The sequence below is a fragment of the Pseudomonas guariconensis genome, from assembly GCF_024127895.1.
Taxonomy (GTDB): domain Bacteria; phylum Pseudomonadota; class Gammaproteobacteria; order Pseudomonadales; family Pseudomonadaceae; genus Aquipseudomonas; species Aquipseudomonas guariconensis_B.
Genome location: NZ_JAMYBK010000001.1, coordinates 259,716 through 274,341 on the forward strand (window position 1 = coordinate 259,716; position 14,626 = coordinate 274,341).

12 protein-coding genes are annotated in these 14,626 nt (G+C 66.3%); 9 read left to right on the forward strand and 3 right to left on the reverse strand.

Annotated elements, in window-relative coordinates:
- The first annotated feature begins 7 nt into the window (after positions 1–7).
- The 5 genes from NJF35_RS01230 to NJF35_RS01250 all read left to right on the forward strand — a co-directional run bounded on the left by NJF35_RS01230 (position 8) and on the right by NJF35_RS01250 (position 5,259).
- Positions 8–916, forward strand: coding sequence for a carbohydrate ABC transporter permease (locus NJF35_RS01230; RefSeq protein WP_225787226.1), 909 nt, complete (start codon positions 8–10; stop codon positions 914–916).
- Positions 909–1,745, forward strand: coding sequence for a carbohydrate ABC transporter permease (locus NJF35_RS01235; RefSeq protein WP_225787227.1), 837 nt, complete (start codon positions 909–911; stop codon positions 1,743–1,745). Before NJF35_RS01230 ends, NJF35_RS01235 begins: the two co-directional genes overlap by 8 nt.
- A gap of 3 nt (positions 1,746–1,748) precedes the next feature.
- Positions 1,749–2,903, forward strand: coding sequence for an ABC transporter ATP-binding protein (locus NJF35_RS01240; protein ID WP_225787228.1), 1,155 nt, complete (start codon positions 1,749–1,751; stop codon positions 2,901–2,903).
- Between the two features lie 82 nt (positions 2,904–2,985).
- A complete protein-coding gene (locus NJF35_RS01245; protein WP_225787459.1) occupies positions 2,986–4,287 on the forward strand; it encodes a carbohydrate porin in 1,302 nt (433 codons plus the stop codon).
- Between the two features lie 117 nt (positions 4,288–4,404).
- Complete coding sequence (locus tag NJF35_RS01250; protein ID WP_225787229.1) at positions 4,405–5,259, forward strand: D-hexose-6-phosphate mutarotase; 855 nt, start codon at positions 4,405–4,407, stop codon at positions 5,257–5,259.
- On the opposite strand, the gene hexR is transcribed toward NJF35_RS01250, so the two are convergent.
- Complete coding sequence (hexR, locus tag NJF35_RS01255) at positions 5,252–6,115, reverse strand: DNA-binding transcriptional regulator HexR (protein WP_225787460.1); 864 nt, start codon at positions 6,113–6,115, stop codon at positions 5,252–5,254. The genes NJF35_RS01250 and hexR overlap by 8 nt on opposite strands.
- 209 nt (positions 6,116–6,324) lie before the next feature.
- Here hexR and zwf point away from each other — a divergent pair, with 209 nt between their 5' ends.
- The 3 genes from zwf to NJF35_RS01270 are packed head-to-tail and all read left to right on the forward strand — an operon-like array spanning position 6,325 to position 9,186.
- Positions 6,325–7,794, forward strand: coding sequence for a glucose-6-phosphate dehydrogenase (zwf, locus tag NJF35_RS01260; protein WP_225787230.1), 1,470 nt, complete (start codon positions 6,325–6,327; stop codon positions 7,792–7,794).
- Positions 7,781–8,494: a 6-phosphogluconolactonase gene (pgl, locus tag NJF35_RS01265; RefSeq protein ID WP_253090595.1), complete on the forward strand. Its 714-nt coding sequence runs from the start codon at positions 7,781–7,783 to the stop codon at positions 8,492–8,494. Before zwf ends, pgl begins: the two co-directional genes overlap by 14 nt.
- A 17-nt stretch (positions 8,495–8,511) precedes the next feature.
- Positions 8,512–9,186: a bifunctional 4-hydroxy-2-oxoglutarate aldolase/2-dehydro-3-deoxy-phosphogluconate aldolase gene (locus NJF35_RS01270; RefSeq protein WP_225787232.1), complete on the forward strand. Its 675-nt coding sequence runs from the start codon at positions 8,512–8,514 to the stop codon at positions 9,184–9,186.
- Between the two features lie 133 nt (positions 9,187–9,319).
- Here the strand turns inward: NJF35_RS01270 and NJF35_RS01275 are convergent, their stop codons facing one another.
- Positions 9,320–10,291 (reverse strand): XdhC family protein, encoded by a 972-nt coding sequence (locus NJF35_RS01275; RefSeq protein ID WP_253081243.1) that lies wholly within the window; start codon positions 10,289–10,291, stop codon positions 9,320–9,322.
- Positions 10,292–10,409: 118 nt separating this feature from the next.
- On the opposite strand from NJF35_RS01275, the gene NJF35_RS01280 reads away from it, so the two are divergent.
- Entirely contained in the window at positions 10,410–11,048 is a 639-nt protein-coding gene (locus NJF35_RS01280) for a TetR family transcriptional regulator (RefSeq protein WP_225787234.1), read from the forward strand.
- Positions 11,049–11,051: 3 nt separating this feature from the next.
- On the opposite strand, the gene NJF35_RS01285 is transcribed toward NJF35_RS01280, so the two are convergent.
- On the reverse strand, positions 11,052–14,615 hold the full coding sequence (locus NJF35_RS01285) for a molybdopterin cofactor-binding domain-containing protein (RefSeq protein WP_253090596.1): 3,564 nt from the start codon (positions 14,613–14,615) through the stop codon (positions 11,052–11,054).
- Positions 14,616–14,626 lie beyond the last annotated feature (11 nt).

Genomic DNA, 14,626 nt, shown 5'->3' on the forward strand with positions numbered 1-14,626 from the left:
TTTCCTCATGAACACAGTAACCGCAACCCTGCGGGCCTCCCCCCTGGACGCCCTGCAGCGCTGGCTCCCGAAACTGGTGCTGGCCCCCAGCATGCTGATCGTCCTGGTGGGCTTCTATGGCTACATCCTCTGGACCTTCGTGCTGTCCTTCACCCACTCCAGCTTCATGCCCAGCTACAAGTGGGCCGGGCTGACCCAGTACCTGAAGCTGCTGGACAACGACCGTTGGTGGGTCGCCAGCAAGAACCTGCTGGTCTTCGGTGGCCTGTTCATCGCCATCAGCCTGGCTGTCGGCGTGCTGCTGGCGGTATTGCTGGACCAGCGCATCCGCCGCGAAGGCGTCATCCGCACCGTCTACCTCTACCCCATGGCCCTGTCGATGATCGTCACCGGCACCGCCTGGAAGTGGCTGCTCAACCCCGGCCTGGGCCTGGACAAGCTCCTGCGCGACTGGGGCTGGGAGGGGTTTCGCTTCGACTGGCTGGTAGACCCGGACCGGGTCGTCTACTGCCTGGTGATCGCTGCCGTGTGGCAGGCCTCGGGCTTCGTCATGGCGCTGTTCCTGGCCGGATTGCGTGGGGTCGACTCGTCGATCGTGCGTGCCGCCCAGGTCGATGGCGCGAGCCTGCCGAGGATCTACCTGCGCATCGTCCTGCCGAGCCTGCGCCCGGTGTTCTTCAGCGCCCTGATGATCCTCGCCCACATCGCCATCAAGAGCTTCGACCTGGTCGCCGCCATGACCGCTGGCGGGCCGGGTTACGCCTCCGACCTGCCGGCGATGTTCATGTACAACTTCACCTTCAGCCGCGGGCAGATGGGCATGGGCTCGGCCAGTGCGATCCTCATGCTCGGCGCCATCCTGGCGATCCTGGTGCCCTACCTGTATTCGGAACTGAGGAACAAGCGCCATGACTAGCCCGCGTTGGTTCTCCCCCAGCCGCCTGGCCATCCATGCCACCCTGCTGGCCGCCTGCGCCCTGTACTTGGTGCCGCTGGTGGTGATGCTGCTGACCAGCTTCAAGTCGCCCGACGACATCCGCACCGGCAACCTGCTGAGCTGGCCGGAAGTGGTCACCGGTATCGGCTGGATCAAGGCCTGGGACACGGTAGGCGGCTACTTCTGGAACTCGGTGAAGATCACCGTGCCGGCGGTGCTCATCTCGACCCTGGTGGGCGCGCTCAACGGCTACGTGCTGTCGATGTGGCGTTTCCGTGGCTCGCAGCTGTTCTTCGGGCTGCTGCTGTTCGGCTGCTTCCTGCCATTCCAGACCGTGCTGCTGCCGGCTTCGTTCACCCTCGGCAAGCTGGGCCTGGCCAGTACCACCACCGGCCTGGTGCTGGTGCACATCGTCTACGGGCTGGCCTTCACCACGCTGTTCTTTCGCAACTACTACTGCAGCGTGCCCGAGGCCCTGGTGCGGGCGGCGCGTCTGGACGGGGCGGGGTTCTTCACCATTTTCGGGCGGATCCTGCTGCCCATGTCGGTGCCGATCATCATGGTCTGCCTGATCTGGCAGTTCACCCAGATCTGGAACGACTTCCTCTTCGGCGTGGTGTTCGCCAGCGGCGACGCCCAGCCCATCACCGTGGCCCTGAACAACCTGGTCAACACCAGCACCGGGGTCAAGGAATACAACGTCGACATGGCGGCGGCGATGATCGCGGGGCTTCCGACCCTGCTGGTCTACGTCCTCGCTGGCAAATACTTCCTGCGCGGCCTCACCGCCGGCGCGGTCAAGGGGTGACACATGGCACGGCTCGAACTTCGCAACGTCAACAAACGCTACGGCAGCGGCCTGCCGGATACCCTCAAGGCGATCGACCTGGCCATCGAGTCCGGCGAGTTCCTGATCCTGGTCGGCCCCTCCGGCTGCGGTAAGTCGACCCTGATGAACTGCATCGCCGGCCTTGAAGACATCAGCGGCGGCGAGATCCTCGTCGACGGTGCCGACATCAGCGGCATGAGCCCCAAGGACCGGGACATCGCCATGGTGTTCCAGTCCTACGCGCTGTACCCGACCATGAGCGTGCGCGACAACATCGCCTTCGGCCTGAAGATCCGCAAGATGTCCCAGGCGGCCATCGACGAGGAGGTGGCGCGGGTCGCCAGGCTCCTGCAGATCGAGCACCTGCTCGGGCGCAAGCCCGGCCAGCTCTCCGGCGGCCAGCAGCAGCGGGTGGCCATGGGCCGGGCCCTGGCGCGACGGCCGAAGATCTACCTGTTCGACGAGCCGCTGTCGAACCTCGACGCCAAGCTGCGGGTGGAGATGCGCACCGAGATCAAGCTGATGCACCAGCGCCTGAAGACCACCACGGTATACGTCACCCACGACCAGATCGAAGCCATGACCTTGGGCGACAAGGTGGCGGTGATGAAGGACGGGGTCATCCAGCAGTTCGGCACGCCGCGGCAGATCTACAACGATCCGGCCAACCTGTTCGTGGCCAGCTTCATCGGCTCGCCGCCGATGAACTTCATTCCCGTGCGCCTGACGAAACAGGAGGGGCGCCTGCTGGCCCTGCTCGACAGCGGCCAGGCCCGCTGCGAGCTGTCGCTCGGCGTGCTGGACGATGCGCTGGACGGGCGCGAGATCATCCTCGGCGTGCGCCCGGAACAGATCACCCTGGGGGCGGAGGAGGGCAACGGCCTGCCGGGTATCCGGGCTGAAGTGCAGGTCATCGAACCCACCGGGCCGGACCTGCTGGTGTTCGTCACCCTCAACCAGACCAAGGTCTGCTGCCGCCTGGCGCCGGATGTGGCGTGCCGTGTCGGCGACAGCCTGAACCTGCAGTTCGATCCGGGGCGGGTGCTGCTGTTCGACGCGGTCAGCGGCGAACGCCTGGACCTGGCCACGCCGGCCCCAGTGGTCAAGGACAACGTGGCTCGTTTCAAAGGGCGCTGAGTCGTCTAAACCATCAATAACAAGAAATGAGGAACAAGGGATGGATCATTGCAAACGCATCGGGACGCTGGGGGCGCTGGCCATGCTGGCCATCGTCGGCAGCAGTGGCGCACAGGCCGCCGAGGCCTTCTCGACGGAGTCGAAATGGATGACCGGTGACTGGGGCGGAGCCCGCACCGAACTGCTGGAGAAAGGCTACGATTTCACCCTCGACTACGTCGGCGAGGTAGCCGGCAACCTGCACGGTGGCTACAACGACGACAAGACCGCGCGCTACAGCGACCAATTCGCCCTCGGCGCGCACCTGGACCTGGAGAAGATCCTTGGCTGGCATGACGCCGAGTTCAAGCTGGCGATCACCGAGCGCAGTGGCCGCAACCTGTCCAACGACCGCATCAGCGACCCGCGTGCCGGCCAGTTCAGCTCGGTCCAGGAGGTCTGGGGGCGTGGCCAGACCTGGCGCTTGACCCAGATGTGGATCAAGCAGAAGTACTTCGATGGCGCCCTGGACGTGAAATTCGGCCGCTTCGGCGAAGGCGAGGACTTCAACAGCTTCCCCTGCGACTTCCAGAACCTGGCGTTCTGTGGCTCTCAGGTGGGCAACTGGGTCGGTGGCATCTGGTACAACTGGCCGGTCAGCCAGTGGGCCCTGCGGGTCAAGTACAACATCAACCCGGAATTCTTCGTCCAGGTCGGCGCCTTCGAGCAGAACCCCTCGAACCTGGAGACCGGCAACGGCTTCAAGCTCAGCGGCAGCGGCACCAAGGGGGCGATCCTGCCGGTGGAGATGGTCTGGTCGCCGAAGGTCAATGGCCTGCCGGGCGAGTACCGGCTGGGCTACTACTACAGCACCGCCAAGGCCGACGATGTCTACGAAGACGTCAATGGCCAGCCCCAAGGCATCACCGGCAATGACTTCAAGTCCCACTCCAGCAAGCATGGCTGGTGGGTGGTGGCGCAGCAGCAGGTCACCGCCCATGGCGGCGACGTCAATCGTGGCCTGAGCCTGTTCGCCAATTTCACCGTGCACGACAAGGCCACCAACGTCATCGACAACTACCAGCAGCTCGGCCTGGTCTACAAGGGGCCCTTCGATGCCCGGCCCAAGGATGACATCGGCTTCGGCATCGCCCGTATCCACGTCAACGACGACGTGAAGAAGCGCGCCGGGCAGCTCAATGCCGCCAGCGGCATCGACGACTACGACAACCCAGGCTTCGTGCCGCTGCAGCGCACCGAGTACAACGCCGAGCTGTACTACGGCTTCCACGTCACTAACTGGCTGACCGTGCGCCCCAACCTGCAATACATCAAGAGCCCGGGCGGGGTGGACGAGGTGGACAACGCGCTGGTCGCGGGCCTGAAGATTCAGTCGTCATTCTGAGAAAAATTGTTGTAAATTTACGCCATCCATTCTTGGCAACCCTGTTCCCACTGGCCCGCAGTGGCAACAGGGCCCAGGTCGAGACAGCGCTATCTCAACAACAAGAGCCTTGCAACCATGCCCGAACATCCGCTCCATCGCTTCTTCACCTCGCAGCGGCCCAGGCCGACCTTCGAGTGGGAGCGTTACCAGCAGCGCGATGTGCTGATCATCGATCATCCCCGTTGCCAGGCGGTGTTCAGCCGCCAGGGCGCGCAGCTGCTGCATTTCCAGCCGGCCGGCGAACGGCCTTGGCTGTGGTGCGCCGAACAGTGGCCGCAGGTCGGTGCGATCCGTGGTGGCGTGCCGGTGTGCTGGCCCTGGTATGGCCGCCACCCCAGCGAGGACCTGTGGCCGGCCCACGGCTGGGCGCGGTTGCTCGACTGGAAGCTGATGGACAGCCGCGAGGACGAGGAAGGCGTGACCCTCAGGTGGCGCCTGCAGCTGTGCGACTGGCAGGTCGACCTGCATGCGCGGCTGGACAGCCGCATGGAGCTGCGCCTGAGCACCGAGCACCAGGACAGCGAGCCCTGCCAGTTGAGCCATGCGCTGCTGGCTTACTGGCGTATCAGCGACGTCTCGGAGATAGCGCTGTCTGGGCTGGAGGATATCGAGGGCTACGACCGCCTGAACCGCCAGGCCTGCCGCGAGGACGGCGCCCTGAAGCTCAAGGGCGGTTGCCAGAAGGTCTATCCGGGCACACCCCGAGTGCAATTGCAGGACCCGGCCTGGGAGCGGGCGTTGTGCATCGATACTGGCGACAGCGACGACACCGTGGTCTGGCACCCGGGCAAGCGTCCGCTGATGGGCGTGAGCGGGCGCGAGTGCCAGCGTTTCGTCTGCGTCGAGGCGGCCAGCGGCAGTGACGAGGGCCTGAGCCTGGCGCCGGGGCAGCGTGCCCACCTGCGCCTGCAGGCGCATCGGCTCAGTTGAGCTCGTCGTCCTCGATGGGATAGCGGCTGGCGTTGAGGCTTTCCTTGATCTTGCGCAGGTGGGGCTGGAAGTCCACGCCACGGCGCAGGGTCATGCCGGTGGCCAGCACGTCGAGCACGGTGAGCTGGATGATCCGCGAGGTCATCGGCATGTAGATGTCGGTGTCCTCCGGCAGCGGGATGTGCAGGCTCAGGCTGCAGGCCTTGGCCAGCGGCGAGCCGGCGGCGGTCAGGCCGAGCACCGAGGCGCCGTTTTCCCGGGCCAGGCGCGCCACCTCCACCAGTTCGCGGGTGCGCCCGGTGTAGGAGATGATGACGAACAGGTCACCGGTGTGCGCCACCGAGGCCAGCATGCGTTGCATCAGCACGTCGGCGTGGGCCGACACGGCCAGGTTGAAGCGGAAGAACTTGTGCTGGGCGTCGAGGGCCACCGGGGCCGAGGCGCCGAGGCCGAAGAAGTGGATCTGCCGGGCCTGGATCATCATGTCCACGGCGCGGCTGACCTGCTGCGGGTCGAGCTGCTGGCAGGCACTGTCGAGCGAGGCGATGGCGCTGCCGAAGATCTTCTGGGTGTAGGCGGCCGGATCGTCGTCGGCCTCCACGGCGCGGCTGACGTAGGCGGCGCCGCTGGCCAGGCTCTGCGCCAGTTGCAGCTTCAGCTCAGGGTAGCCGCTGACGCCGAACGAGCGGCAGAAACGGTTGACGGTCGGCTCGCTGACCTTGGCCGCCTGGGCCAGGGCGGCGATGCTGAAGCGGGTGGCTTGTTGCGGGTTGAGCAGGATGACCTCGGCGACTTTGCGTTCGGCCTTGTTCAGCTCGTCGAGGCGTCCCTGGATCTGTTCCAGGAGGTTTCGCACGCGGTCCATGGTATGTCCTTGGGTCGGGAAGACGGCCGGCTGGTGGAACAGCAGGCTTTTTGCACGGTGTCTATCGTACTGGCGGTAAGGTTGCCGCACCACTTGTCTGTAACATTTGTCGGTAATGTTGTGGTTTTTACTACATTACCCCTTGAAAATCGTGTTTGAACACGATATTCCTAGGTCAACTTTAGGAAAGAACCAACATCATGGCTGCGATCAGTGTAGAACCTTGCACCTTTGCCCTGTTTGGCGCCCTCGGCGACCTGGCACTGCGCAAGCTGTTCCCCGCGCTCTACCAGCTCGACCGTGCCGGCCTGCTGCACGCCGATTCCCGCCTGCTGGCGCTGGCCCGCGAGGCAGGCGACGGCGAGCAGCACCTGGCGACCATCGAGGCGCACCTGCGCCGCTTCGTGCCCGAGGCGGACATCGAGGCGGCGACCCTGGGGCGATTCCTCGGCCGCCTGAGCTACCTGCGCCTGGACTTCCTCCAGCCCGAGGGCTACCAGGCCCTGGCCGAGCAGGTTGCCGGCGAGCTGCCGTTGATCGCCTACTTCGCCACGCCTGCGGCAGTCTATGGGGCGATCTGCGAGAACCTCGACAAGGCCGGCCTGGCCGATCGTGCCCGGGTGGTGCTGGAGAAGCCCATCGGCCACGACCTGGAGTCGTCGCGCCGGGTCAACGACGCCGTGGCGCGCTTCTTCCCGGAGAGCCGCGTCTATCGCATCGACCACTACCTGGGCAAGGAGACGGTGCAGAACCTGATCGCCCTGCGTTTCGCCAACAGCCTGTTCGAAACCCAGTGGAACCAGAACTCCATCTCCCACGTGGAGATCACCGTGGCCGAGAAGGTCGGTATCGAGGGGCGCTGGGGCTACTTCGACAAGGCTGGCCAGCTGCGCGACATGATCCAGAACCACCTGTTGCAGCTGCTCTGCCTGATCGCCATGGACCCGCCCAGCGACCTGTCGGCCGACAGCATCCGCGACGAGAAGGTCAAGGTGCTCAAGGCCCTGGCGCCGATCACCGGCGAGGCCCTGAGCACCTGCGTGGTGCGGGGCCAGTACATCGCCGGCTACAGCGATGGCAAGCCGGTGCCAGGCTACCTGGAAGAGGACAACGCCAACGCCGCCAGCGATACCGAGACCTTCGTCGCCCTGCGTGCCGATATCCGCAACTGGCGCTGGTCGGGCGTGCCGTTCTACCTGCGCACCGGCAAGCGCATGCCGCAGAAACTGTCGCAGATCGTCATCCATTTCAAGGAAACGCCGCACTACATCTTCGCCCCGGAACAGCGTTTGCAGATCGGTAACAAACTGATCATCCGCCTGCAACCGGACGAAGGCATTTCCTTGCGGGTGATGACCAAGGAACAGGGCCTGGACAAAGGCATGCAACTGCGCAGCGGGCCGCTGCAGCTGAATTTCTCCGATACCTGGCGCAGCGCGCGGATTCCCGATGCCTACGAGCGCTTGCTGCTGGAAGTGATGCGCGGCAACCAGAACCTGTTCGTGCGCAAGGACGAGATCGAATATGCCTGGAAATGGTGCGACCAGCTGATCGCCGGCTGGAAGAACGCCGGCGACGCCCCCAAGCCCTATGCGGCTGGATCCTGGGGGCCGATGAGCTCGATCGCTCTGATTACACGCGATGGGAGGGCGTGGTATGGCGATATCTGAACTGCAATTGCCTGCGCAGGTGAAGGCGCACTCACTGGCGGACTCCGCCACGCTGGCCGAGACCCTGGCCGGTGATGTGGCCGAGCGCCTGCGCCAGGCCATCGCTGCCAAGGGCCAGGCCTGCCTGGTGCTGTCTGGCGGGCGCAGCCCGGTGCCGTTTCTCGAGCGCCTGGCCGGCGAGCCGCTGGATTGGGCCAAGGTCACCGTGAGCCTGGCCGACGAGCGCTGGGTGCCGGTGGCGCATGCCGACAGCAACGCCGGGCTGCTGGCGCGTCACTTGTTCACGGGCGAGGCGGCCAAGGCACGCTTCGTCGGTTTGTACCACTGCGCTGACAACCTCGAGGCCGCCGCTGCCCTGGCCGACCAGGCCCTGGCCGAGCTGCCGCCGATCGATGTGCTGGTGCTGGGCATGGGCGACGACGGCCACACGGCGTCGCTGTTCCCGGCCAGCCCCAACCTGGCCGAAGGCCTGGACCCTGCCGGCACGCGCCGCTGCCTGCCGATGCTGGCGCCGAGCGTGCCGCGCCAGCGCCTGAGCATGAGCCGCGCACTGCTGGCCAGCGCCGGCTTCATCGCCCTGTCCGTGCAAGGCCCGGGCAAACTCGCTACCCTGCGCGCCGCCCTGGCGGGCGCCGACCCAACCGAAATGCCGATTCGCGCCTTTCTTCACGACCCCCTGGACATCTACTGGTGCCCATGAGCCAAGGATCCACTCTCATGACCACGCTTGAACGCCCACAGCCTCTGCTCTCGATGGCCGAGAAAGCCGCCCGGATCGACGCGATCTGTGGCCAGGCGCGCATCCTGCCGGTGATCACCATCGCCCGTGAGGAAGACATCCTGCCCCTGGCCGACGCCCTGGCCGCCGGTGGCATCCGCACCCTGGAGGTGACGTTGCGTTCCGAGCACGGCCTTAAGGCCATCCGCGTGCTGCGCGAGCAGCGGCCGGAGCTGTGCATCGGTGCCGGTACCGTGCTGGACCGCGGCATGTTCGCCGCCGTCGAGGCCGCTGGCGCGCAGTTCGTGGTGACTCCCGGGGTCACCCAGGACATCCTCGAAGCAGGCGTGGACAGCGACATCCCGCTGCTGCCGGGCATCAGCACGCCGTCGGAAATCATGATGGGCTACGCCCTCGGCTACCGGCGCTTCAAGTTGTTCCCCGCCGAGATCAGTGGTGGGGTGGCGGCGATCAAAGCCTACGCCGGCCCGTTCGGCGACATTCGTTTCTGCCCGACTGGCGGCGTCAACCCGGCCAATGTGCGCAACTACATGGCCCTGCCCAACGTCATGTGCGTGGGGGGGACCTGGATGCTCGACAGCAGCTGGATCAAGAACGGCGACTGGGCGCGGATCGAGGCCTGCAGTGCCGAGGCCATGGCCCTGCTGGACTGACATCGTATTTGTTGTGTGCTGCACGGCTTATGGGGCGCTTGGTCGGCGCCCCTTTTTTTTGCCTGGCAGAAGGCATCGTGGGGTAGGCCCGGTGCCAGCGCCATTGGGGCCGCTCGGCGTCCCTTGCGCACCGCTACAACGCATGCCGCGCCTTGCCCCGATACACCCGCAGCACATCCGCCATCACCGCCAGGGCGATCTCCGCTGGCGACTTGCTGCCCAGGTCCAGCCCGATGGGCATGTGCAGGCGTTCGATCTGTGCGTTGGTCAGCCCGCCAATGCGCCGCAGGCGTTCGGCGCGGCGGGCCGAGGTGGTGGTCGAGCCCATGGCGCCGATGTAGAAGGCCGGGGTGTTGACCGCCTCCATCAACGCCAGGTCGTCGATCTTCGGGTCGTGGGTCAGCGCCACCACGGCCGTCGCGGCATGGCAGCCGTGCGCTGCGATGTACATCGAAGGCAGGATGCGGTGCATCTGCACGCCGTCGAGCTGCACGTGCGCCATTTCTTCCCGGGGATCGCATGCGATCACCTCGCAGCCGAGCGTACGGGCGATGTCGGCGCAGGCTTCGGCCACCGGCGACAGGCCGGCCAGCACCAGGCGCAGGGCCGGGCCGATGTCGATATGCACCGCATCATCGAGCAGGCGTACGCGGGCATTGCCCTGGCCGCCGTGGGTGTCGATGCGCAAGGCGCCATCTGCCAGGCTCACCTGGCGTGATAGCCGACGCTGGCCGAGCAGCGCGCTACGCAGGGCCTCGAGGTGCTCCAGCCAGTCGCTATCCGGCGCTCGGTGCTCCACCAACACCACCAAGACGCCGCCGCAGGGCAGGCGCAGGCGCCGGCTCTGTTCCTGGCCATCGCCGTAGCGCACCACCTGCGCCTGTCGGGCGAATGCGCCCCGTGCGAGGCTCTCCAGGAACTCTTCTTCCACACAGCCGCCGGACAACGACCCGACGTACCCGTCCACGCCCCGGCTGACCAGCATCGCGCCTGGCGAGCGGGGTGCCGAGCCATAGGTGGAGAGCACCGTGCACAGCCACACCGGCTGGCCCGATCGGGCCCATTGCAGCGCCTGGTCTATGACCTGCAAGTCGAGATGCCGCATGTTCCGCTACCTCGTTCCAAAGGGTGTGCATCGCGCCAGAAAAGTCGCGCAGAGGCGCGAGCCCTGTGGCAGTGTTGGTACTATCCGGGCCATCTGGCACTGCCCCACAGGGACCAACATGCAGAATCGCAAAACCGGCGTTCGTGCCCAGCAGGCCGACCGTACCAAGGACAGCATCCTCAAGGCGGCGGTGCGGGTGTTCAGCAAGCACGGCTTCAGCGGCGGGCGCATCGAGCAAATCTCCAAGCTGGCCAAGTCCAACGACCGGATGATCTATTACTACTTCGGTAACAAGGAGAAGCTGTTCATCAGCGTGCTGGAACATATCTATGCCAGCTTCAACAAGGCCGAGGGCAAGCTGCGGCTCGACCTCGCCGACCCCGAGGCCGCGCTGCGCCAGTTGGTGGCGTTCATCTGGGACTACTACCTGCGTCACCCGGAGTTCGTCACCATCCTTGCCACCGAGAACCTGCACCAGGGCCAGCACGCCCGCAAATCCCTGAACCTGCAGGCGCTGTCGGGCGAGGCGGTCGGCGTGTTGCGGCCGATCATCGAAGCCGGGCAGGCCAAGGGCCTGTTTCGCGACGACATCGACATCAAGCACGCCTACCTGATGATCGCCTCGCTCTGCTACTTCTATAACTCCAATTGCTACACCTTGAGCTCGTTCCTTGCCGAGGACCTCACCGACAAGCGCGCCAAGGACGACTGGCTGCACTTCATCAGCGACCTGGCCCTGCGCGGTCTGCGCCGCTGAGGCTCAGTGGCTGCCGGGGTTGGCGCGTACCTGTGCGCTCCTGGCCTGCAACCCTTCCCAGGCCGGTTTGTCGGCGGCGAAGCGTTGGCGCAGGTAGGCTGCCAGGTCTGCCACTTGCCGATCCGACAGGCTGTCCCTGAAGCCCGGCATGTAGCCCAGGTCGCGGGTCGCCGGGGTCGGGATGCCGTGCAGCACCACGCGCAGCAGGTTGTCCGGCAGGTCGCTGTGGACGTTGCTGTTGACCGCCATCGACGGGCTGACGCCGAACAGCTTCGGTCCCAGGCCATCGCTGTGGCAGGCCTGGCAGGCGCCCTTGAACACCCGTTCGCCATTGCTCAGCGACACCTGTGTGTCCGCCTGGGGCGGTGCCTTGGCCGCTACCGCTCGTGGCTCGCCGTCGAGGGAGGCCAGGTAATGGGCGATGGCGCGTACGTCGCTTTCCGGCAGGGTGGCCAGTTCGCTGACCACAGGGCCCATGGGGCCGGCGGCGACGCCGTGCTTGTCAGAGAAACCGGTACGCAGGTAGTCGAACAGCTCGCGTTCGCTCCAGGGTATCGACGACGTGCCCAAGGCATTGAGGGCCGGTGCTTCCCAGCCGTCGACCTTGCCGCCGGCCAGATAGCTGCTGCCGGCCTTTTCGGCGCCCATCAGGTTGCGCGGCGAGTGGCAGGCGGTGCAGTGGCCCAGGCCGTCGACCAGGTAGGCACCACGGTTCCACTGTGCACTGCGCTGCGGGTCGGGCTGGTACTCGCCGCGCTTGAGAAACAGCGCGTTCCAGCCAGCCATCAGCGGGCGTTGGTTGAATGGGAAGCGCATCTGGTTGGCGGGCGCTTCCTGGCGTACCGGGGCCTGGGACATCAGGTAGGCATACAGTGCTTGCATGTCGCCGTCGGTGATGTTGCGAAACGAGGTATAGGGGAAGGCCGGATACAGGTGCCGGCCATCGCGGCTGATGCCTTCGCGCATGGCTCGCTCGAAGGCCGCGAACGACCAGCGGCCGATACCGGTTTCCGGGTCAGGGGTGATGTTGGTGCTGTACAACGTGCCGAAGGGTGTTTCCATCGCCAGCCCGCCGGCATTGACCTTGCCGCCGCTCACCGTGTGGCAGACCGCGCAATCGCCCGCGGCAGCCACCTGGCGCCCCCGTTCGAGCATCGACGCCGACCAGCTGCCAGCCGCAGGCGGCGTCACCGGGGCGATCTCGGCGCGCCAGGGCAGGGCGGTGGCGGCCATGCCCAGGGCGGCGCCGAACAGGCCGGCGAGCGAGCCGAACCACCACTTCGAGCGCTTGGTCTTCACGTCGCTGGGCGCCGGGGTGTCGTTGCCGGGGTTGTCGCCGCCCAGCGCCGCACGTACCCGTTCGGCGGTGATCGGCAGCTCACGAAAGCGGATGCCGGTGGCATCGAAGATGGCATTGGCGATAGCCGCGGCGCTTGGCACCGAGGCCGATTCGCCGCTGCCCATGGGGGGCTCGTGCTGGCGCGGCAGCATCATCACGTCGATGTCCGGAACCTCGGGGAAGGTGAGGATCGGGTAGCCACCCCATTCCTTGCTCGCCACTTTCGAGTCTTCGAAACTCAACTGCTCCTTGAGCACCCGGCTGGTGGACTGGATCACATTGCCGTGGATCTGGTGCCGCACCCCTTCCGGGTTGACCATCATGCCGGCGTCATGGCCGATCACCACGCGGGTCACCGCCACTTCGCCAGTGCGCCGGTCCACCGCGACATCGGCGACCCAGGCCGCCCAGGCCGCACCGAAACCGGGAAACTTGCTGTGGATGTAGCGCGCATAGGCAAAGCCCCGACCGCGCAGCACGTCACCCTCGGCCGGGGTCTGCATGGGGGCGTCGTGGGGTTGCCAGCCGGCGCGCTCGGCAGTGGCCTTGACCAGGTCGATGGCCCGTGGGTCGGACAGGTGCTTGAGGCGGTACTCGACCGGGTCGACGCCCGCGGCGAAGGCCAGCTCGTCGATGTACGACTCGTGGGCGAAGCTGTTGGGCAAGGCCGATACGCCGCGCATCCACGAGGCCCGCACCAGCGGGGTCATGTCGTTGATGGTGACGCGCATGTGTTCGTAGTCGTAGGGCGGGATCGAGGTGCGGTCGCCCATCTCGAACAGCGCCGGCACCGGCTCCACGGCTCCTGTCAGCAGCAGGGCGAGGGTGGGGGCGCCATTGGACGGGTAGCTGGTCTGGAAGTCGTAGGCGGCCACGCTGCCGTCGGCGTTGAGCCCGCCATCGATCTCCATCAGTTGCGCCGTGCCCTTGGGTTCCCACACATGCTCCTGCTCGCGGGTCAGTTGCACCCGCACCGGCCGGCCTACTGCGCGTGACAACAGCAGCGCATCGGCGCAGACATCGTCGGCGCAGTTGCGCCCGTAGCATCCGGCCGCTTCCATGCGGATGATCTCGATGCGTTCTTCCGGGCATTCCACCAGCCATGCCAGGTCGGCGCGCAGCAGGTGCGGGTTCTGGGTACCGGACCAGACGCGGATCTGCCCTTCGGTGTAGTCGGCCAGCGCGCAGGACGGGCCGATCGAGCCGTGCAACTGGTACGGCCACAGGTAGCTCCGGCTCAGGCGCTGGCTGGCGTTGGCGATGCCGGCGTCGACATCGCCCTTGTCCAGCACGGTACGCTGGACCCTAGGGTTGTCGCGGATCGCCTGGGCCACGTCGGACAGGTCGGGAAGCTTGCCGGTCCAGGGTTTCCAGCTGACCTTCAGTTCGTGCGCGGCACGCATTGCCTGTTCTTCGCGCTGGGCGACCACGCCGACGAAATCGCGGATCACCACCACCGCGACCACGCCGGGGATATGGGCGATCGACGATTCGTCCACTGCCAGCAGGCTGTTGCCGACGAATTCGCCGCTGTCGTAGCCGGCGTAGGGCGGGCGTACCACGCGGCCATGAAGCATGTCGGGCAGGCGCATGTCGTGGACGTAGGTCAGCTCGCCGGTGGCCTTGCCGGGGATGTCCACGCGCGCGGCACTACGGCCGACCAGGCGGTAGTCCTCGATGCGCTTGAGCGGCGCGTCGCCGGAGATGAGCAGTCGATGGCGCTCGCCGCGCACCAGTTCGGCGAACGCCAGTGCACGGCCGTCGCCAGCGATCACCACGCCGTCCTCGATGCGCAGTTGCTCAACATCGGCAGCCAGCTGCTGCGCTGCTCGTCGCAGGAGGAAGCGCCGTGCCTCCGCCGCCGCGTTGCGCAGCGGCACGGCGGAAATCTGGAGGGTAGCGCTGGCGATGGTGGCGCCCTGGTTCGGTGCCCGCTCGGTATCGCCGAGCACCATGTGCACCTGGTCCATGCGCAGGTCCAGTTCCTCGGCGACGATCTGCGCCAGCGAGGTGCGGATGCCGGTGCCCAGGTCCACGTGGCCGTTGAAGGCGTAGACCGTTCCATCGTCACTGACGGCTAGGAACAGCGCCAACTCCTTGTCCTTGACCTCCGGCGTCACGCCCTTGGCCACCGGGCCCGAGGGCGGGACGATCTCGTCGACGATGAGCAGTACGCCGGTCTTGGCCAGCAACTGGTCGCGGGTGGGAACCTGCTGTGAGTGATTCATGCTTGTCTCCG

Coding starts and splice junctions, on each gene's coding strand:
- NJF35_RS01280 (WP_225787234.1), top strand. CDS start 10,410: ATGCAGAATCGCAAAACCGGCGTTCGTGCCCAGCAGGCCGACCGTACC.
- zwf (WP_225787230.1), top strand. CDS start 6,325: ATGGCTGCGATCAGTGTAGAACCTTGCACCTTTGCCCTGTTTGGCGCC.
- NJF35_RS01270 (WP_225787232.1), top strand. CDS start 8,512: ATGACCACGCTTGAACGCCCACAGCCTCTGCTCTCGATGGCCGAGAAA.
- NJF35_RS01285 (WP_253090596.1), bottom strand. CDS start 14,615: ATGAATCACTCACAGCAGGTTCCCACCCGCGACCAGTTGCTGGCCAAG.
- NJF35_RS01240 (WP_225787228.1), top strand. CDS start 1,749: ATGGCACGGCTCGAACTTCGCAACGTCAACAAACGCTACGGCAGCGGC.
- NJF35_RS01230 (WP_225787226.1), top strand. CDS start 8: ATGAACACAGTAACCGCAACCCTGCGGGCCTCCCCCCTGGACGCCCTG.
- NJF35_RS01245 (WP_225787459.1), top strand. CDS start 2,986: ATGCTGGCCATCGTCGGCAGCAGTGGCGCACAGGCCGCCGAGGCCTTC.
- NJF35_RS01250 (WP_225787229.1), top strand. CDS start 4,405: ATGCCCGAACATCCGCTCCATCGCTTCTTCACCTCGCAGCGGCCCAGG.
- NJF35_RS01235 (WP_225787227.1), top strand. CDS start 909: ATGACTAGCCCGCGTTGGTTCTCCCCCAGCCGCCTGGCCATCCATGCC.
- NJF35_RS01275 (WP_253081243.1), bottom strand. CDS start 10,291: ATGCGGCATCTCGACTTGCAGGTCATAGACCAGGCGCTGCAATGGGCC.
- pgl (WP_253090595.1), top strand. CDS start 7,781: ATGGCGATATCTGAACTGCAATTGCCTGCGCAGGTGAAGGCGCACTCA.